Below are 17,792 nucleotides of genomic sequence, written 5' to 3'. Positions count from 1 at the left end.
GCCTGTAAAGCCGCAAAAAATTGCGCGGTGACGCATGTTTATATTTGCCAAACGCATGATCATCACCAGTCTTTCCGGTAATCGTGATTGGTCTTGACCATTTCTTTCAGAACCACAGGCCCGCCTTGTGGTTCACTGGTTTTCCGCCCAATCTGCGAACCAACGGGAATTTCTTTACCTTCGGCCAGATCTTCCAGAATGCGAGACATGATATCGTAATCGAGATCTTCGTAATTATCATCGTTGATCTGAACCACCGGCGCGTTGGCGCAATTGCCGATACATTCAATTTCGGTCAGCGTAAACAGTCCGTCCGGTGTCGTTTTGCCCTTTGCCATGCCCTTGTTCTTGCAAGCGGCGATAACGTCATCACTTCCGCGTAACATGCAGGGTGTGGTGCCGCAAACCTGGATATGAAAACGGCCTACCGGCGCGCGATTATACATTGTGTAAAAAGTCACAACTTCATAGGCGCGCATATAGGGCATGTCCAAATAGTCTGCGACATATTCTATCACCGGAACAGGCAGCCAACCTTGCGTTTTCGTTTCTGCGCCAACCTGACGCTGGGCAATGTCCAGCAGCGCCATAACCGCGGAACGCTGACGCCCGTCGGGATATTTGGCAATTTCCCACTTGGCCTTTTTTTCATTCTCGGGCGTAAATTTAAAATTACCCCATTTGGCCCGTATTTCGATTTCATCAGGTGTATTCGGAGCTTCAGCCATCTAGTTCACTCTTATTTCGCGTATCAAAACGCGCTTCCCCAATTTCTTGCCAATTCTTTGAAAAATAATGGCTTAACCAGAAACCACCAATGGCGATGCCAACTGTCATCATCAACAATATAATATTCCACAGCATATTTTCTGGCTGCCACAATTCCCATAACAGCATAGCGGCAACAATTATGATTCCTGCTCCGCCGCCGCCCAATGTCCAGCGCTTGGAAACTTTACCTGTGTCGTTCACCGGTCACACTCTCCGAACACGACATCCATCGCGCCCAAAATGGCGGTGGCATCTGCCAACATATGCCCTTTGGTCATGAAATCCATCGCTTGCAAATGCGAAAACGCGGTCGGACGGATCTTGCAGCGATAAGGCTTGTTGGTGCCATCGCTGACCAGATAGACGCCAAATTCGCCCTTGGGACTTTCAGTCGCCACATAAACTTCACCAGCGGGCACATGAAAACCCTCGGTATAAAGTTTGAAATGATGGATCAATGCTTCCATCGACTGCTTCATCTCGGCGCGTTTGGGCGGAACAACCTTGCGGTCTGTGCTGGCAACCGGACCTTCCGGCATTTCATTCAGACATTGCCGCATGATCCGCGCAGATTGACGCACTTCTTCGACCCGTACCATGAACCGGTCATAACAATCACCGCGCGTCCCCACAGGCACGTCAAATTCCATGCGGTCGTAAACATCATAAGGCTGGGATTTGCGTAAATCCCACGCAATCCCGCTACCGCGGATCATCGGACCGGAAAAGCCCCAGCGCACTGCGTCCTCTTTGGACACGGTGGCAATATCAACATTGCGCTGTTTGAAAATACGGTTGTCGATGACAAGGCTCATCGCATCTTCAAACAAAGTCGGAAACTCGTCAAGCCAATCAGCCATGTCGGTCAGCAGTTTCAGCGGAACATCCTGATGCACGCCGCCGGGGCGATACCATGCACTGTGCATCCGCGCACCGCTGGCCCGCTCAAAAAACTCCAGGCATTGTTCACGAATCTCGAAAACCCACAGGTTGGGCGTCATCGCGCCAACATCCATGATATGCGCGCCGATATTCAGCATATGATTACAAATGCGCGTCAACTCCGCGAACAATACCCGCAGATATTGACCGCGCAACGGCACTTCAAGATCAAGCAATTTTTCAATCGCCAATACATAACTATGCTCCTGAGCGAGCGGAGAACAATAATCCAGTCGGTCAAAATAGGGCAGAGCCTGCAAATAGGTTTTGTGCTCGATCAATTTTTCGGTGCCGCGGTGAAGCAGTCCGACATGCGGATCAACACGCTCGACAATCTCTCCGTCCAGCTCCATCACCAAACGAAGAACCCCGTGGGCAGCCGGGTGCTGAGGACCGAAGTTTATCGTATAATTTTGAATTTCCACATCACCGACAGCATTATCCGCTTCGTCGGTCAATCCGTGCATTTCTTCGAGATAATCAGCCACGGGCGACCTCCATCGATCCTGATGCGATGTGACAGTTGCGGCAAAAACCGGTCATTTCTTGCCCCCTTCTTCACCATCATCGCTGCTTTTCTCATCACCGGGAAGAATATATTCCGCCCCTTCCCAAGGTGACATGAAATCAAAGCTGCGGAAATCCTGTGCAAGTTTCACGGGTTCGTAAACCACACGCTTTGCCTGCTCGGAATAACGCATTTCTACATAACCGGTCAAAGGGAAGTCCTTACGAAAAGGATGTCCCTGAAAACCGTAATCGGTCAATATGCGGCGCAAATCGGGATTGCCGTCAAACAATACACCGTACATGTCGAATACTTCACGCTCCAGCCAGCCAGCGACTTCCCAAATATGGGTCACTGTCGGTATCGCTGTATTTTCATCCGTGCTGACTTTTACGCGGATACGGTGGTTTTTGGTCAGGCTTAGCAGATGGTAACAAACTTCAAAGCGCTCCGGGCGCTCTGGATAATCAACACCGGCAATCTCGACAAGCTGCTGATACTCATGCTCTTCGCGCAGCTTTTCCATCACAGCGGGCAGCGCCTTGCGATCAACCCGCAAACTGATCTCGTCATAGGCTTCGACCGTATCAAGTACAGCCGCGCCTAATGATTGAGTCAGCGCCGCAGCAACGCCTTCGTTACTCGAGATTATAGGAGCAGAATTTGCCATATTAACGCTCTAATGTCCCTATCCGCCGGATTTTCCGCTGCAACTGCATAACGCCGTAAAGCAGAGCTTCCGCAGTTGGCGGGCATCCGGGCACATAAATATCGACCGGCACAATCCGGTCACAGCCGCGAACCACCGAATAGCTGTAATGATAATATCCGCCGCCATTGGCACATGACCCCATAGAAATCACATATTTGGGCGCCGACATCTGGTCATAAACCTTGCGCAGCGCAGGTGCCATTTTGTTGCACAAAGTTCCCGCAACGATCATCACATCCGACTGACGCGGACTAGCACGTGGCGCAGCACCAAATCGCTCCATGTCATAGCGAGGCATGTTCACATGAATCATTTCCACCGCGCAACAGGCCAGACCAAAGGTCATCCACCATAGCGAGCCGGTCCGCGCCCATTGAAACAGTTCTTCGGTAGACGTGACAAGGAACCCCTTGTCATTCACTTCCGAATTCAGGTCGTTGAAAAACGCTTCATCTGGCTGCGTATTGGGAGCCATTGGCGTGCCATCCGCATTCAAAATGACGTTATTGCTGGTTTCTACTCCCAATCGAGCGCTCCCATTTTCCATTCATAAATAAAGCCAACCGTCAGGATCACCAAAAAGATCATCATCGACGACCAGCCAACCCAGCCAATCTGCCCCAGAGACACCGCCCAAGGATATAGAAATGCCGCTTCAAGGTCAAAGATGATGAACAATATGGCCACCAGATAAAAGCGCACGTCAAACTGACTGCGGGAATCCTCGAAAGCCGGGAAACCACATTCATATTCGGAAAGCTTTTCCGGGTCCGGACTATGAGTTCCGGTCAGCCGCGACACGCCCATAGGCAGAAAAACAAACAGGGCGGACAGACTGAGAGCCACTGCCAAGAAAAGCAGTATCGGCGCATATTCGGATAGATCAACCACAATAGACTCGTTTCTCTAGAATTCAGGGCCGCTTCTAGGGATAGGCTGGCCCAGCTGCAAGGCCCAAATGACCTGAATTTTCGCTATATATTTTTGCTGTATATATTGCTGTTTACGCAGTTACAACAGCGACCGGGCGAGTATCTTGTGTAGCTTGCTGTGAAGCCCCTCATTTGCCGCCAGTAATTCACGCTGCCCGATAGGCTGATCACCGCCGGTAAAGTCGCTCACAAAACCGCCTGCTTCGCGTACCATGAGGATACCAGCGGCTACGTCCCACACCTGTAACCCGGCCTCCCAAAAGCCGTCAAAGCGGCCAGCAGCCAACCACGCAAGGTCAAGCGAAGCCGCGCCGTTGCTGCGTATACCGGAGACTTGCGGCGCCATCGAACCAAAAATCCGGGACCATTCGCCCAGATCGCCATGTCCTCTGAACGGAATACCGGTGGCGATAACCGCATCGGACAAATCCCGCCGCGCCGACACGCGCAAGCGTTTATCGCCCAGATAAGCACCTTTATCCATTTCTGCCCACCAGGTCTGGTCAGATACCGGCTCATAGATCAAACCGCTGGTAATCTTGCCCCAGCTTTTGCCATCATAAGACCTGTCCTGCACTGCAATAGATATTGCAAAATGCGGAATACCGTGAAGAAAATTGGTCGTGCCGTCGAGCGGATCAATAATCCAGCGTGGCTTGCCTTCCTCGCCTTCGATCATACCGCCCTCTTCCAAGACAAATCCCCAGCCCGGACGGACTTTCATCAATTCATCATATAAGATGCGTTCCGAGCGCATATCTGCTTTTGATACAAAGTCAGCCGGTCCCTTTTTCGATACCTGCAAATGTTCAACTTCGCCAAAGTCACGGCGCAGGCGTGACCCGGCCTTGCGCGCGGCGCGTTCCATGACGGTTATGAGAGCGGAATGTGCTGGCATGTCTTAAGCTTTCAGTATCAAAATCAAGGCTTGTGGAGGGGAGGTCTGTTGCAGCCCTTACGACACTTTTCCGACATATTCGCGGGCGTAGACGTCCACAATGATCCGTGTTCCGGCAGAGATAAATGGTGGTACCATTACGCGCACACCATTGTCGAGCACCGCAGGCTTATAGCTGGAAGAGGCAGTCTGGCCTTTTACAACTGCATCCGCCTCAACAATTTCGGCTTCGATCTGGTCGGGAAGCTGCACGGAAATCGGCTTTTCTTCATAGAGTTCCAACATGACGTCCATGCCATCCTGCAAAAATTCAGCCGCATCGCCAAGCAAATCGGTTGGCAGGGTAATTTGTTCAAAATTTTCCTTGTCCATGAAGGTCAGCATTTCACCATCAGCGAACAGATATTGAAACTCTTTAGTATCGAGGCGAACCTTTTCGACCGTGTCGGCGCTACGGAAGCGGACATTGGTTTTGCGACCATCGACCAGATTCTTCATCTCCACCTGCATATAGGCGCCGCCTTTTCCGGGCTGGGTATGTTGGATCTTGGCAACCTTCCACAGACCTTTTTCATATTCCAGTATGTTACCGGGACGAATATCTACACCGCTAATTTTCATGGGACATCTCGCTTTCGGAAATCTTGTGTAGCGGCCCTGTATAACGCGGAGCGAAGATAGGCAAGCATAGCAAAGGCGCAACATGGCGTTTTCATACAATAGATTTTTTTATGCACGGTTTACCCGGCGATAAATGGAAAATGCCACTGACCTGAAACCGATTGATTTGCTAATCGACGAAACCAACACTCCCGCTGCAGGATTATTCAGCGGAACGGAGGTGCGTGCCCCCTCACCACCGGACATTAATGCAGGGTTTCTTAGTGAAATTGAACGCATGCCCCATTTTAACATCCCGTCGCGCGAGACCTTCCTGCGAAACTTTCTTACAAATCGGCCATTTCTTTTCGTCAATGATAGTTGATAGGGGTGGCATATAATCCGACCTGTCTTTTTCATACAATACAACATGAGTAATATCATATATCTAATAAGCATGGAAAAAGCGGACATCCTTGAGACAGACACATCCCAAACGGGATCCCATCTGTCTAAGCCATGCTCAACAAAGCAATGTGCGGTGATCGCTGCTGGCGTATTTGGTCATTCCCTGCGCTATAACCGAGTGTATTCTTTCACATCAAAAGCCGGATACATCCGGGAATTAGAGCAGCTGCCGAATTACACACCGCCATCGGTCGACCGGTTTGTGGCGCAATATGTCCGTTCCAATATCGGTATTACCAAAAGCTCGTCCTGAACGCCTGGCTCTTGGTTAAAAGCTAATCTTTTGACAGAATTTCATCAAAGCGCTTAACGGCATGTCCCGCACCTTTGGGATCATTCCACACGGAACCACTAACGGCCAGAAAATCTGCGCCTGCATCAACCAGCGGCTGGCAATTATCCGGCGTTATACCGCCAATAGCTACGCATGGTATTTCCATCATTTTTGTCCACCAACGCACCAGATCGAGATCGGCCTGATAGATGGTTTCCTTGGTACGCGTAGGGAAAAATGCGCCAAAAGCCACATAATTTGCCCCGCCCTCGCCAGCTTCCATGGCAAGATGCCGACTGTCGTGGCAGGTAATACCAATCTGCGCCTGATCACCAAGTTGGGTGCGGGCCTGTTTCAGGTCTTCATCGCCCTGCCCCAGATGCACCCCGTCAGCGCCTAGCCGCTTGGCCAGTGCGACATCATCATTCACGATAAATGCTACATCATGCGCGTCACAAATAGCTTTGAGCGGCTTGGCAAGCCGCCCGGCCTCATCCGCATCAATATCTTTAACGCGAAACTGGAACGCAGCCACCGGCCCTGCCGCCAGAGCAGATTGTAACTGCTCCGGAAAATCACCGCCGACATTCAGCGGTGAAATCAGATAAAGCTGGCAGGGCAGGATTTCAGCCACATCAGCCCTTGATCGACGCCTGATAAATCTGGTCAATGGCGCTGGACAAGGACTGGTCAAATTCAGCATCGCTCATCGAATGGCGCAGATCCTGTAGCAACGCTCTGGAAAAACTAGCGATCATACCGCGGTTTTTGGCAAGCTCATCACAAGCCTCATCGCGTGAAAATCCACCAGAAAGAGCGACAACTCGGGCGACACGGGGGTGATCAACCAACGGCGCGTAGAGATTAGGCTCGACCGGAATGGACAGCTTCAACATGACTTTACGGTCTTCGGGAAGCGCATCGAGCTGCTTTTTGGTTTCGCTGAGTACCAGAGCGTCACATTCCGCCCGCTCATCACTTTTAATATTCACTTCTGGCTCGATGATCGGCATCATACCGTGGTCCAGAACCTGCGCTGCAACGTCGAATTGCTGTTTTACAATAGCAGCAATGCCGGACGGGGAGGCTTTGTTAATGACAGAGCGCATTTTGGTGCCAAAAACATCTTTTGCTTTGGCACGGACCAATAGAGCATCAAGACCGGGCATCGGCTTCATCATCTGCACGCCATCAGCTTCGGCTTCCAGGCCTTTATCGACTTTCAGAAATGGTACGACACCGCGCTCCCACAGTAATTGCGGAACAGGCTTTCCATCAGCTTCACCGTCCATGGTCTTTTCGAACAGGATGGCACCGATGATTTTATCGCCATTAAAGCTTGGCGCTGTCACAATCCGGGTACGCATACCGTGAATCAGGGCGAACATCTCTTCATCGTTAGAATAGGCATCTTCGTTAATGCCATAGCCTTTAAGTGCTTTCGGCGTAGAGCCACCGCTTTGGTCAAGCGCAGCGATAAAACCAGGACCATTTTCGATTTTATCCATCATCTTCGGATCATGCATGAAACTACTTCCTTAATCTAATAAGCCATTATTATTGATTACTTTTAACCCTAATATCACCGCAATGCTGCAACGCCGGGCAATTCTTTGCCTTCCATCCACTCCAGAAAAGCGCCGCCAGCGGTTGAAACAAAACTGAAATCATCTGCCACTCCGGCATGATTGAGCGCAGCGACCGTATCACCGCCGCCAGCTACTGATAGCAGGGAACCTTCTTTAGTCAAAGCCGCCGCCGTTTGTGCCAAAGCAACCGTCGCCCGGTCAAAAGGAGGCGTTTCAAAAGCGCCCAGCGGTCCATTCCAGACAAGCGTTTTACAGGTTTTCAACACATCGGATAAAGCCTCGACCGCCGCAGGGCCAATGTCCAATATCATCTCGTCCGCGGTCACTTCATGCACATTCACTGTGCGGGTTGGCGGATTAGGGGCAAATTCCTTCGCCACGACCACATCATAAGGCAGATGCACAGTGCAATCCGCCTTGTCGGCTGCTTCCAATATTTCATTGGCGGTGTCGGTGAGATCATGCTCGCACAGCGATTTTCCAACATCAACGCCGCGCGCTGCCAGAAAAGTGTTGGCCATGCCGCCGCCGATGATTAGATGATCCACTTTTTCGACCATCTGCCGCAAAACATCCAGCTTGCTGGAAACTTTCGCGCCGCCGACAACCGCGGCAACCGGATGTTCCGGATTACCCAAAGCCTTGTCCAGCGCACTAAGCTCGCGTTCCATCGCACGCCCGGCAAAGGCCGGCAAATGCTCCGCCAATCCGGCGGTCGTTACATGGGCGCGGTGCGCGGCAGAAAAGGCGTCATTGACATAAAAATCACCATAAGCGGCAATGGCCTTGGCCATGGCGGGATCATTGGTGACTTCACCCGGTGCAAAGCGACTGTTTTCTACAACCACGATACTGCCATTTGGCAAAGCATCAATCGCATCGGCATCCGGTATTTGCATGAAACCGACTTTACGATCCAGGACCGCTGCAAGCGGCGCGACCACAGGTTCCAGCGAATATTTCATATCCGCCTTGCCCTCTGGTCGCCCGAAATGGGCCAGCAACAAAATTCTGGCACCGCGATCCGCCAGTTCGGTTACTGTCGGAATAACCGACTGCAACCGCGTGTCATCAGTAACCTTACCATCCGACATGGGCACATTCAGGTCGACCCGGACCAAACCGACTTTTCCCGTTATATCGCCAATGTCATCGAGCGTTTTGAATGTGTTGCCAGCCATTGCTCAGAACCTTTCTGTTTAGAGCAAACCTGCCATGACGCTGGCGGTATCGATCATCCGGTTGGAGAAACCCCATTCGTTGTCATACCAGCTAACAACGCGAACTAGCTTGCCGTCCATCACTGTGGTTTCAAGGCTATCCACAGAAGAGCTGGCTGGCTGATGATTATAATCGCTTGATACCAACGGCTTGGTTTCATAAACCATCACACCCTTCATCGGTCCTTCAGCAGCAGCTTTCAGGGCGTCATTGACTTCTTCAACCGTGGTGTCGCGTGATGGTGTAAATACCAGATCAACCAGGCTGACATTGGGCGTAGGTACACGCACCGACGAGCCGTCAAGTTTGCCATTCAATTCCGGCAACACCAGACCAACCGCACGGGCAGCGCCGGTGGTGGTCGGGATCATGTTGACTGCACCGGCACGGGCGCGGCGCATATCACTATGCATTTGGTCCAAAATACGCTGGTCATTGGTATAGCTGTGAATTGTCGTCATAAAGCCGCGCTCAATACCGACAGTATCGTTCATTACCTTGGCAACCGGCGCAAGACAGTTGGTGGTGCAGGATGCGTTGGACACAATCAGATCCGATGACGTCAAAACGTCATGGTTTACCCCATAGACGACCGTTTTATCGACATTTTTGGCCGGAGCGGAAATCAATACACGCTTTGCACCAGCGTCGATATGTGGCTGGGATGCTTCCTTGGACTGAAAAAATCCGGTGCATTCCAGCACGATATCAATGCCCATTTCACCATGGGGAAGATTGGCGGGATCGCGCTCTGACGTAACAGCGATTTTCTTGCCATTGACCGAAATGCTGTCGCCATCGGCAGTGACTTCACCGGGAAAGCGGCCATGCACACTGTCATAACCGAACAAAAGCGCATTTGCCTCCGCATCGGCAAGATCGTTAATCGCTACCAGTTCCAGACCACAGTCCGGACGCTCAAGAATTGTGCGAGCGACGAGGCGACCGATACGGCCAAATCCGTTAATTGCTACTTTTGTCATGAATGTTGCTCCTTTGATTTCCAGAATATAGCCAGTTTCAACCTAATTTTGCCAAAATTTGCGGCGTAATGCTATCCGCGGTCAGTTCGAAATGCGCGAATAGATCGTCAATCGGTGCCGAAGCGCCGAAACTGTCTATTCCAAAACGCAGACCATTTAAGCCGGTATAGCGTTCCCAACCGAATGTCGTTCCGGCTTCGATGGAAACCCGCAAGACATCATCACCGCCAAATAATGTTGATTTATAATCATCTGATTGGGCGTCAAAAAGTTCGGTGCAAGGCATGGACACCACATCTGCGCCGACGCCTTTTGCTTCCAACTGTGCAGCGATTTCCATAGCCAATGACACTTCAGAACCAGTGGAGATGAGAACAACCCGCTTGGCATTTTCAGCCGGTTTGACAGTGTAAGCCCCTTTTTCACACAGGTTCACGCTGACATCATTACGCAGCGGCGGCAGGCCCTGACGGGTTAAAGCAAGGGTTGATGGTCCATCCGACCGCTTGATCGCCAGCGCCCAACATTCTGCCGTTTCAATCGCATCGGCAGGCCGGAACACATGCATATTCGGCATGGCGCGCAGGCTTTGAAGATGCTCGATCGGCTGATGGGTCGGGCCATCTTCGCCCAGTCCAATGCTGTCATGGGTCATCACATAAACGGCACGCGTATTCTGAATGGCCGAAAGCCGCATCGCGCCGCGGCAATAGTCGGTAAAGACCAGAAACGTTCCGCCATAAGGAATGATACCACCATGTAACGCCATGCCGTTCATTGCAGCAGCCATGCCGAATTCACGGATACCATAATAAATATAACGCCCGGAATAATCGTTCTTTGTCAGTGGCTTGGTCGCATCTGTTTTGGTATTATTTGAACCGGTAAGGTCCGCGCTTCCGCCGACCATTTCCGGCAGTGCAGCGGTAATCGCGCCCAGTGCCATTTCCGACGCTTTGCGCGTTGCAACCTTTGGCGGGTTTTCAGCTAGACCGTTCAGATAATCCTGCATCGCGCTACCATCTGGGAGATTACCTGACATACGCCGTTCAAATTCGGCTTTGTCGCCATGGCTGCTCAGCCGTTTGTTCCAAGCATCATGTTCAGCAGCACCTTTTTTGCCCACAGCCAACCATGCATCCCGCACATCATCGGGAATGACAAAAGGTTCATGCTCCCAACCCAGAGCAGCGCGAGTTCCGGCAATCTCCTCATCCCCCAGTGGCGCACCATGGGTCGCGGATGTACCCTGCTTTGTCGGCGCACCGTAACCGATGACCGTTTTACAAGCGACGAGAGATGGCCGTGGATCAGCCTCAGCTTCTTTCAGCGCTTTGCGGATATCATCAAAGTCATGCCCGTCACAGGACACAACATGCCAACCCGAAGCACGATAACGTGCCGGGATATCTTCACTGGTCGATAATTCCGTTCCACCGTCAATAGTTATGCCGTTATCATCCCATAGAACATTAAGCCGCCCAAGGCCCAAATGACCGGCTAAGCCCACAGCCTCATGGTTGATGGCTTCCATCAAACAGCCATCTCCGGCAATGACCCATGTTTTATGATCCACCAGATCATCACCGAAATTCGCGTTCAAATGCCGCTCGGCAATTGCCATGCCGACCGCCATCGCAAACCCTTGTCCCAATGGTCCCGTGGTCGCTTCAACCCCTTCCAGCTTGAAGTTTTCGGGATGCCCCGCACAAGGCGACGACAATTGTCTAAAATCCTTGATATCCTGAAGCGTAGGACGCTCATATCCCGTCAGGTGCAACAGCGAGTAAATCAACATGGACCCGTGCCCTGCAGAAAGCACGAAGCGATCACGGTCCGCCCATTTTGGAGCCTTGGGATCAAATTTCAGAAAGTCTTTGAACAATATTGTTGCAACATCCGCCATCCCCATCGGCATTCCTGGATGGCCGCTATTGGCTGCTTGCACTGCATCCATGGATAATGCACGAATTGCGTTAGCCATCGTTTTTTCGGATGTAATCTCGGAAATATTATCGGAAACGGCCATGTTCTTCAGAACCCCTAGAAGTGATCAAGTGATGACAACGGTGGACATTGAAAATCTACCGATTCGCCAATTTGACACACCCTTTGCTGGCCTAGGCCCATATCGTCAAGGCTGCGCTTCACCGATCTCTTGTTTACGCAGCCGTGTTAGATTGATACCAAACAGATATAATAACTTATATGTCGGAGCCAAGTCATGGAAAATGAACGAGTGATCCAAGCGGTCAGTCGCATAGAGAGGGCGCTCAGCCGTATTGAAACAGCCACGAAGGCATCAACCAGCGGAAAAGCTGATGCAGCATTGGAAAAACGCCATGCTGCCCTGAAAGACGAAATGAAACAGGCTATCCACACTATCGACGGGCTAATCGCCCGGCAAGAGAGCTGATATGGCACAGGTGAAACTGGAGATAGGTGGTCGCTCGTTCATGGTGGCCTGCCAGGATGGTGAAGAAGAACATCTTGGCAAATTAGGCGCGATGGTTGACGACAAAGCAAGGGATTCTGGTGATCCTGCCAGACTGACAGAAAACCGGATGCTGTTATTTACATCGCTCTTGCTTGCTGATGAACTTTATGCAGCAAAAAACACCAAAGGCAATGAACCGGCTCCCCAGGCTGCTATTCCTGCGACAGGCAAACCGGATAAATCAAAGTCTGCGGATGATGAACAAGCGCTTCTGGCGCTTGAAAAATTGGCTGATCGCGCCGAAGCGTTTGCAAACAGCCTTGAGCATAGCGCCAATCATCCCTAAATAGATTGTGACGGGTACTGTCTGGCACGAGCTTGAAGCGAACATCCCTGAGGCGATATCACAACAAAGGGAGCTGTCCCTGCCCGGATTGCGGACTTTTTGGAAGTCGGGTCCGATGCATATGGCGCCCACCTGACGTAATAGGCGTCAGAGGATTTTCCGGCAAACGACCCTGATGGTCCCGTCACCTAAGAAAGATACTTGCTTGACCAAATTATCCGACGAAAAAAAAATGCTGCGTCAGGAGTATCGGCGGCGACGCGATGCTTTTTACCGCCAACTCGATCCGGCGACAAAAGGGCTGGCTTTCCGCCGACCGCCCTCACCTCTGGCAAAACTTATCGAACAAAGCGAAATCATCGCGCTTTATAGCGCCGCGGGATCAGAAGCGCCAACGGCAAGGCTAATCGAATATCTGATCGAATCCGGCAAAATAATATGTTTGCCAGCGATGACCACGGGTTCCACCATGCAGTTCAGACAGGTCGATACTCTTGATCTGCTGGAATCGGGCTATAGGGACATAGCAGAACCCGGCATAGACTGCCCTGTTGTCAAGCCAGACCTTATCATTGCCCCCTTGGTTGCATTTGACCGGTCACTGGGGCGTCTTGGGCAAGGGGGCGGCCATTATGACCGGGCATTTGAAAACCACCCTCAAGCGACGCGCGTCGGCTTGGCCTGGTCTATACAGGAAGCTGACCATATCCCGATGCAGGCTCATGACTTCGGTTTGCACATGATAGTCACAGAAGCCGAAATAATTCAAAAAGTTGATATGACGATATGAATGCTAATCCGGACAATCCAACCCCTTATAATCCTCCAAGTGCTCCGAGTTGGCGCAAGCCGTTTGGAATCTTCCTGATACTTGGGTTGATTTTGCTCTGGTGCGGTATTGTCGTCACTATGATGGACTGGATCAGCGGCCTGAACTTCTGGCTGCAACTGCCGATATATATTTTTGCGGGAATCATCTGGATATTTCCGGTCAAGCCGCTGCTGCGCTGGATGAATAGCGGAACTTAGCTACCAAAATATATGTTGATGGAACAATATAATGAAATTCATTCCAGAAGCGCCAATGCCTGCTGAACAAGGCAATGGCGCGAGTGACGAGACTTGAACTCGCGACCTCCGGCGTGACAGGCCGGCGCTCTAACCAACTGAGCTACACCCGCTTATGAACCAGCTTACTTGCCGATCTCTGCAGTGGAGATGGCCAAGTAGAAGAGGTCTGCCTGACTGTCAACCACTACTCTTACAATCTATGAAAGAAATTTCATTTTCCCTAGATTAGCATGGTATTTACCCGTCATTTTCCTCCCGCAGCAGGCCTATGGCAACAATTAATCCGCAAATAGCAAAACCGGCGTTTCCAGAAAATGCTTTAACGCTTGCACATAGCTGGCAGCATCATAGCCATCCACGACCCTATGATCGCATGAAATCGACAGGTTCATAAGTTTGCGTGCCTGAATCTCGTCGTCGATGATCATCGGGCGCTCTACAATCTTGTTCGGCCCGATAATCGCAACTTGTGGCCGCTGGATCACCGGGGTGGTCGCAATACCGCCCAAAGGACCAAGCGAGGTCAGCGTCAGCGTAGAACCCATTAATTCTTCTGGTTTCACGCTGCCGTCACGCGCAGCCGCCGACAAACGGCCTATATCACTGGCCAGTTGCCAGATATTCTTGTCCTGCGCGTTCCGGATAACCGGAACCATCAAACCCTGATCGGTCTGCGTCGCCATGCCAAGATGGACCGCGCCGTGCCGCGTTACCAATCCTGCCTCGTCATCATAGGTAGCGTTCAGCATCGGAAATTGTGGCAAAGCCTTGCAAATTGCAGCAATCATCAGCGGTAACATGGTTAGCTTGGGCCGATCGCCGCGATTGAGGTTTAAATCGGCTCGCATTTCTTCCAAGGTCGTCACATCAATTTCATCAACATAGGAAAAATGCGGAATATGCCGTTTGGATTCGGCCATATTCTGAGCAATTTTGCGGCGCATGCCGATGACCTTGACTGTCTCGTCCTCACGCTTTTGGGATGTGTCGGCGGGCTTATAGCCCTGCCCGCTGCCATAGTTAAGATATGCATCCAGATCGCTGTGGCGGATGTGATCGCCTTGAGCTTTCACCAAAGCCAGATCAACGCCCAGATCGCGGGCGCGTTTACGCACGGCGGGCGTAGCCCGCACTTTGGTCGATGGCTTCGATTTAGTATCCGTTGATTCGGAAGGCGGTGGCATTGAAGCCTTGGCGTCATTTTCCGGTGGCCTAGCTTCGTGTGTCGCAATATCCGGACTATCCAATTCTTCTGATTTAGATTTATTTTCAGGGTGCTGATTAGACTCCATGATGTCTTTTTTACTATCATCAGATTCAGACCGGGCTTCCCCTTCTTCTGCTTCAGGCGTGACATCGGATTCATCATATTCGATCTGAACCAGCATGGAACCGATAGCGATAATATCACCCTCTTCACCCGCTACCGCTACGACCGTTCCGGTTACCGGAGCCTCCATCTCAACAGTTGCCTTATCCGTCATCATGTCCGCAATCTGGTCGTCTTCCTCAACCCGATCACCAACTTTTACGTGCCAGGCGACAATCTCTGCTTCCGCAATGCCTTCGCCAATGTCTGGGAGATTAAAAGTATAAATGCTCATGATGTCAGATCTCCGACTAGCTTGTCCAAAGCCTCCCCGATCCGAACCGGGCCGGGAAAATACGCCCATTCCAGCGAATGAGGGTAAGGTGTATCAAAACCTGTAACGCGCTCGATGGGGGCTTCCAGATGGTAAAAACAACGCTCCTGAACCAGCGCCGACAGCTCTGCGCCAAAGCCACTGGTGCGGGTTGCTTCATGGATGATCAGACACCGTCCCGTTTTTTTAACCGATTCTTCAATCGTCTCAATATCAAGCGGGACAAGGGTGCGTAGATCAATCACCTCTGCGTCAACACCATGCGCCTCGATAACTGCCTTGGCGACATGCACCATGGTTCCATAAGCCAGAACCGTTACGTCCTCACCGGCCCGCACAATATTCGCCCTGCCGATCGGTATCTTGTAATAATCTTCCGGAACCTCGGCAGCTTCAAACTTTGACCAAGGCTCCGCTGGTTTATCGTAATAGCCGCTAAATGGTCCATTATAAATCCGCTTGGGTTCAAAGAACATGACCGGATCATTATCTTCGATAGCGGAAATCAGCAGCCCTTTTGCATCATAAGGCGTCGAGGGAATAACAGTCTTCAAGCCGGAAACATGCGTAAACATGCTTTCGGGCGACTGGCTGTGCGTCTGCCCGCCAAAGATACCGCCGCCAAATGGTGCGCGAATAGTGATCGCACTGGTAAATTCCGCAGCCGACCGATAGCGCAGCCGCGCCGCTTCCGACACGATTTGGTCCAGTCCCGGATATATATAATCAGCAAATTGTATCTCTGCTACTGGCCGCATTCCATAAGCCGCCATACCGACAGATACGCCAATAATCCCGCATTCGCTAATTGGTGTGTCGAAGCAGCGCGTTTTACCGTGTTTCTCCTGAAGGTCAGCAGTTGCACGAAACACTCCGCCGAAATAGCCAACATCTTCACCCAAAACGACGACATCGTCATCGCGTGTCATCATCGTATCAAGGCCACTGTTAATGGCTTCTATCATATTCATGACGGCCATTTGATTTCCCGCTCCTTGTTCGCCTGCTCACTTTGCTCTTTCAGATGCCAAGGCATCTCTTCGAACACATCCTGAAACATGGTTTCAAAAGGCTGATGCAGACCATGACCCAAAATGCCGTTTTTCTCGGCTTCCTTGGTGGCTATCTTAACCGCCTCGATACATTCTTTATCCAAGCTCTGCTGCTGCTCCTCGCTCCACACACCGCGCTGGATCAGATGGCGCATCAAACGGGTAATCGGATCGCCTAGCGGCCATTCCTCGCGTTCTTGCGCGCTACGATAGGCTTTGGGATCATCCGACGTGCTGTGCGCTTCTGCACGATAGGTAAAATGCTCGATCAATGTTGGGCCATTATTGGTTCGCGCTCGCTCCGCAGCCCATTGTGTTGCGGCATAAACAGCAAGAGGGTCGTTACCATCCACACGCAAACCTGCGATACCATAGCCGACTGCTCTTGCCGCAAATGTAGTCCGTTCACTGCCTGCAAAACCGGAAAAGGAAGATATCGCCCATTGATTGTTCACGACATTCATGATGATTGGCGCATTATAAACGGTCGCAAAAGTCATCGCGCTGTGGAAATCGCCCTCTGCGGTTGACCCTTCTCCGCACCATGTTGCGGCAATACGCGTGTCGCCTTTGGACGCACTGGCCATCGCCCAGCCCACAGCCTGTGGAAACTGTGTAGCCAGATTGCCTGAAATGGAAAAGAAACTTAACCGGCGTGAACAATACATGATCGGAAGTTGACGGCCTTTGAGCTTGTCCTTGCGGTTCGAGAATATCTGGTTGATCATATCGACCATCGGATAACCGCGAACGAACAATATGCCTTGCTGGCGATAGCTGGGAAAACACATATCATCGCTATGCAACGCCATAGCAGCAGCAACGGAGGTTGCCTCTTCACCAGTGCTTTTCATATAAAAGCTGGTCTTACCCTGACGCTGCATCCGGTGAAGTCGATCGTCAAAAGCGCGCACTTGAGCCATGGTTTTTAACATTGTCAAAAGCGTGTCGTCTGACAGCTTTGGGTCCCATGGGCCAACGGCTTTATAATCATCATCCAGCACACGAACCATGTCATAGACCAGATCGCGCATGGTCGCCGGATCACTATTTATATCCGGCCTAGGTTGCTCGCCAGCTGTTGGGACTTCGAAATCACTATAGTCCACTGCATCGCCCGGGCGAAATTTTGGTTCGGGGATATGCAAAGATAATCGCGGTAAGTTCGACTTATTTTCATTGTCAGCCATCCAAGTCTCCTGTTTTAACGCATTATCATCGCGCATCATTTATTTCAATCCGCTGTTATATTATTTCACCTTGCTAGAAAGGTCAATAGAGCTGCCCTATACCTCCTGATAAAAAAGAGGGGCAGAAGCCTGCCCCTCCCTTTTCCAAATTGCCC

20 protein-coding genes, 1 tRNA gene and 1 pseudogene are annotated in these 17,792 nt (G+C 51.3%); 5 read left to right on the top strand and 17 right to left on the bottom strand.

Features of this window, described 5'->3' with window-relative positions:
* Positions 1-62 precede the first annotated feature (62 nt).
* The 8 genes and pseudogenes from AB1K62_RS02485 to efp all read right to left on the bottom strand — a co-directional run bounded on the left by AB1K62_RS02485 (position 63) and on the right by efp (position 5,384).
* Positions 63-728: an NAD(P)H-dependent oxidoreductase subunit E gene (locus tag AB1K62_RS02485; RefSeq protein ID WP_367000950.1), complete on the bottom strand. Its 666-nt coding sequence runs from the start codon at positions 726-728 to the stop codon at positions 63-65.
* Positions 721-972 (bottom strand): hypothetical protein, encoded by a 252-nt coding sequence (locus tag AB1K62_RS02480; RefSeq protein WP_367000948.1) that lies wholly within the window; start codon positions 970-972, stop codon positions 721-723. The genes AB1K62_RS02485 and AB1K62_RS02480 overlap by 8 nt, the downstream gene beginning before the upstream one ends.
* Positions 969-2,201, bottom strand: coding sequence for an NADH-quinone oxidoreductase subunit D (locus AB1K62_RS02475; protein WP_367000946.1), 1,233 nt, complete (start codon positions 2,199-2,201; stop codon positions 969-971). Before AB1K62_RS02475 ends, AB1K62_RS02480 begins: the two co-directional genes overlap by 4 nt.
* An 84-nt stretch (positions 2,202-2,285) precedes the next feature.
* A pseudogene (locus AB1K62_RS02470) lies at positions 2,286-2,891 on the bottom strand (NADH-quinone oxidoreductase subunit C); the annotation flags it as partial.
* Position 2,892: 1 nt separating this feature from the next.
* Positions 2,893-3,408 (bottom strand): NADH-quinone oxidoreductase subunit B family protein, encoded by a 516-nt coding sequence (locus AB1K62_RS02465; protein WP_367002029.1) that lies wholly within the window; start codon positions 3,406-3,408, stop codon positions 2,893-2,895.
* 41 nt (positions 3,409-3,449) lie between these two features.
* Positions 3,450-3,824, bottom strand: coding sequence for an NADH-quinone oxidoreductase subunit A (locus AB1K62_RS02460; protein ID WP_367000945.1), 375 nt, complete (start codon positions 3,822-3,824; stop codon positions 3,450-3,452).
* A gap of 120 nt (positions 3,825-3,944) precedes the next feature.
* Complete coding sequence (locus AB1K62_RS02455) at positions 3,945-4,763, bottom strand: inositol monophosphatase family protein (RefSeq protein ID WP_367000943.1); 819 nt, start codon at positions 4,761-4,763, stop codon at positions 3,945-3,947.
* Positions 4,764-4,820: 57 nt separating this feature from the next.
* Positions 4,821-5,384: an elongation factor P gene (gene efp / locus AB1K62_RS02450; protein ID WP_367000942.1), complete on the bottom strand. Its 564-nt coding sequence runs from the start codon at positions 5,382-5,384 to the stop codon at positions 4,821-4,823.
* A gap of 133 nt (positions 5,385-5,517) precedes the next feature.
* Here efp and AB1K62_RS02445 point away from each other — a divergent pair, with 133 nt between their 5' ends.
* A complete protein-coding gene (locus AB1K62_RS02445; protein ID WP_367000941.1) occupies positions 5,518-5,748 on the top strand; it encodes a hypothetical protein in 231 nt (76 codons plus the stop codon).
* Positions 5,749-6,106: 358 nt separating this feature from the next.
* Here the strand turns inward: AB1K62_RS02445 and thiE are convergent, their stop codons facing one another.
* The 5 genes from thiE to tkt are packed head-to-tail and all read right to left on the bottom strand — an operon-like array spanning position 6,107 to position 11,927.
* Positions 6,107-6,730, bottom strand: a complete 624-nt coding sequence (gene thiE / locus AB1K62_RS02440; RefSeq protein ID WP_367002027.1) for a thiamine phosphate synthase — start codon at positions 6,728-6,730, stop codon at positions 6,107-6,109.
* Between the two features lie 10 nt (positions 6,731-6,740).
* Positions 6,741-7,631, bottom strand: coding sequence for a fructose bisphosphate aldolase (locus AB1K62_RS02435; protein ID WP_367000940.1), 891 nt, complete (start codon positions 7,629-7,631; stop codon positions 6,741-6,743).
* Between the two features lie 56 nt (positions 7,632-7,687).
* Positions 7,688-8,875, bottom strand: coding sequence for a phosphoglycerate kinase (locus AB1K62_RS02430; RefSeq protein WP_367000939.1), 1,188 nt, complete (start codon positions 8,873-8,875; stop codon positions 7,688-7,690).
* Between the two features lie 18 nt (positions 8,876-8,893).
* Positions 8,894-9,898 carry a type I glyceraldehyde-3-phosphate dehydrogenase gene (gene gap / locus AB1K62_RS02425; protein WP_367000938.1) on the bottom strand — a complete coding sequence of 335 codons (1,005 nt, stop codon included), beginning with the start codon at positions 9,896-9,898 and terminating at the stop codon, positions 8,894-8,896.
* 37 nt (positions 9,899-9,935) lie between these two features.
* The gene (gene tkt, locus AB1K62_RS02420) at positions 9,936-11,927 is read right to left on the bottom strand and encodes a transketolase (RefSeq protein ID WP_367000937.1); all 1,992 of its coding nucleotides are present in this window, start codon (positions 11,925-11,927) and stop codon (positions 9,936-9,938) included.
* A gap of 195 nt (positions 11,928-12,122) precedes the next feature.
* On the opposite strand from tkt, the gene AB1K62_RS02415 reads away from it, so the two are divergent.
* From AB1K62_RS02415 to AB1K62_RS02400, 4 genes are all read left to right on the top strand, one after another.
* The gene (locus AB1K62_RS02415; protein WP_367000936.1) at positions 12,123-12,314 is read left to right on the top strand and encodes a hypothetical protein; all 192 of its coding nucleotides are present in this window, start codon (positions 12,123-12,125) and stop codon (positions 12,312-12,314) included.
* 1 nt (position 12,315) lies between these two features.
* A complete protein-coding gene (locus AB1K62_RS02410; protein ID WP_367000935.1) occupies positions 12,316-12,681 on the top strand; it encodes a cell division protein ZapA in 366 nt (121 codons plus the stop codon).
* A gap of 205 nt (positions 12,682-12,886) precedes the next feature.
* Positions 12,887-13,471 carry a 5-formyltetrahydrofolate cyclo-ligase gene (locus tag AB1K62_RS02405; RefSeq protein WP_367000934.1) on the top strand — a complete coding sequence of 195 codons (585 nt, stop codon included), beginning with the start codon at positions 12,887-12,889 and terminating at the stop codon, positions 13,469-13,471.
* Positions 13,468-13,710: a DUF2842 domain-containing protein gene (locus AB1K62_RS02400; protein WP_367000933.1), complete on the top strand. Its 243-nt coding sequence runs from the start codon at positions 13,468-13,470 to the stop codon at positions 13,708-13,710. Before AB1K62_RS02405 ends, AB1K62_RS02400 begins: the two co-directional genes overlap by 4 nt.
* Positions 13,711-13,785: 75 nt before the next feature.
* Here the strand turns inward: AB1K62_RS02400 and AB1K62_RS02395 are convergent.
* The 4 genes from AB1K62_RS02395 to AB1K62_RS02380 all read right to left on the bottom strand — a co-directional run bounded on the left by AB1K62_RS02395 (position 13,786) and on the right by AB1K62_RS02380 (position 17,637).
* Positions 13,786-13,862: transfer RNA gene (locus tag AB1K62_RS02395), tRNA-Asp, on the bottom strand.
* A 168-nt stretch (positions 13,863-14,030) separates the two neighbouring features.
* Positions 14,031-15,356, bottom strand: a complete 1,326-nt coding sequence (locus AB1K62_RS02390) for a dihydrolipoamide acetyltransferase family protein (RefSeq protein ID WP_367000932.1) — start codon at positions 15,354-15,356, stop codon at positions 14,031-14,033.
* On the bottom strand, positions 15,353-16,366 hold the full coding sequence (locus tag AB1K62_RS02385) for an alpha-ketoacid dehydrogenase subunit beta (RefSeq protein ID WP_367002026.1): 1,014 nt from the start codon (positions 16,364-16,366) through the stop codon (positions 15,353-15,355). The genes AB1K62_RS02390 and AB1K62_RS02385 overlap by 4 nt, the downstream gene beginning before the upstream one ends.
* Complete coding sequence (locus AB1K62_RS02380; protein WP_367000931.1) at positions 16,363-17,637, bottom strand: 3-methyl-2-oxobutanoate dehydrogenase (2-methylpropanoyl-transferring) subunit alpha; 1,275 nt, start codon at positions 17,635-17,637, stop codon at positions 16,363-16,365. Before AB1K62_RS02380 ends, AB1K62_RS02385 begins: the two co-directional genes overlap by 4 nt.
* Positions 17,638-17,792 lie beyond the last annotated feature (155 nt).

Source organism: Parasphingorhabdus sp. JC815, from assembly GCF_040717415.1.
In the GTDB taxonomy this organism is placed as follows: Bacteria; Pseudomonadota; Alphaproteobacteria; order Sphingomonadales; family Sphingomonadaceae; genus Parasphingorhabdus.
The sequence above is the reverse complement of the archived record's forward strand: the minus strand, read 5'-3'. Positions and strand labels throughout refer to the sequence as shown.

Coding starts and splice junctions, on each gene's coding strand:
- AB1K62_RS02415 (WP_367000936.1), top strand. CDS start 12,123: ATGGAAAATGAACGAGTGATCCAAGCGGTCAGTCGCATAGAGAGGGCG.
- AB1K62_RS02485 (WP_367000950.1), bottom strand. CDS start 728: ATGGCTGAAGCTCCGAATACACCTGATGAAATCGAAATACGGGCCAAA.
- efp (WP_367000942.1), bottom strand. CDS start 5,384: ATGAAAATTAGCGGTGTAGATATTCGTCCCGGTAACATACTGGAATAT.
- AB1K62_RS02390 (WP_367000932.1), bottom strand. CDS start 15,356: ATGAGCATTTATACTTTTAATCTCCCAGACATTGGCGAAGGCATTGCG.
- gap (WP_367000938.1), bottom strand. CDS start 9,898: ATGACAAAAGTAGCAATTAACGGATTTGGCCGTATCGGTCGCCTCGTC.
- AB1K62_RS02435 (WP_367000940.1), bottom strand. CDS start 7,631: ATGCATGATCCGAAGATGATGGATAAAATCGAAAATGGTCCTGGTTTT.
- AB1K62_RS02380 (WP_367000931.1), bottom strand. CDS start 17,637: ATGGCTGACAATGAAAATAAGTCGAACTTACCGCGATTATCTTTGCAT.
- AB1K62_RS02465 (WP_367002029.1), bottom strand. CDS start 3,408: ATGGCTCCCAATACGCAGCCAGATGAAGCGTTTTTCAACGACCTGAAT.
- AB1K62_RS02385 (WP_367002026.1), bottom strand. CDS start 16,366: ATGAATATGATAGAAGCCATTAACAGTGGCCTTGATACGATGATGACA.
- AB1K62_RS02445 (WP_367000941.1), top strand. CDS start 5,518: ATGGAAAATGCCACTGACCTGAAACCGATTGATTTGCTAATCGACGAA.
- AB1K62_RS02400 (WP_367000933.1), top strand. CDS start 13,468: ATGAATGCTAATCCGGACAATCCAACCCCTTATAATCCTCCAAGTGCT.
- tkt (WP_367000937.1), bottom strand. CDS start 11,927: ATGGCCGTTTCCGATAATATTTCCGAGATTACATCCGAAAAAACGATG.
- AB1K62_RS02430 (WP_367000939.1), bottom strand. CDS start 8,875: ATGGCTGGCAACACATTCAAAACGCTCGATGACATTGGCGATATAACG.
- AB1K62_RS02455 (WP_367000943.1), bottom strand. CDS start 4,763: ATGCCAGCACATTCCGCTCTCATAACCGTCATGGAACGCGCCGCGCGC.
- AB1K62_RS02410 (WP_367000935.1), top strand. CDS start 12,316: ATGGCACAGGTGAAACTGGAGATAGGTGGTCGCTCGTTCATGGTGGCC.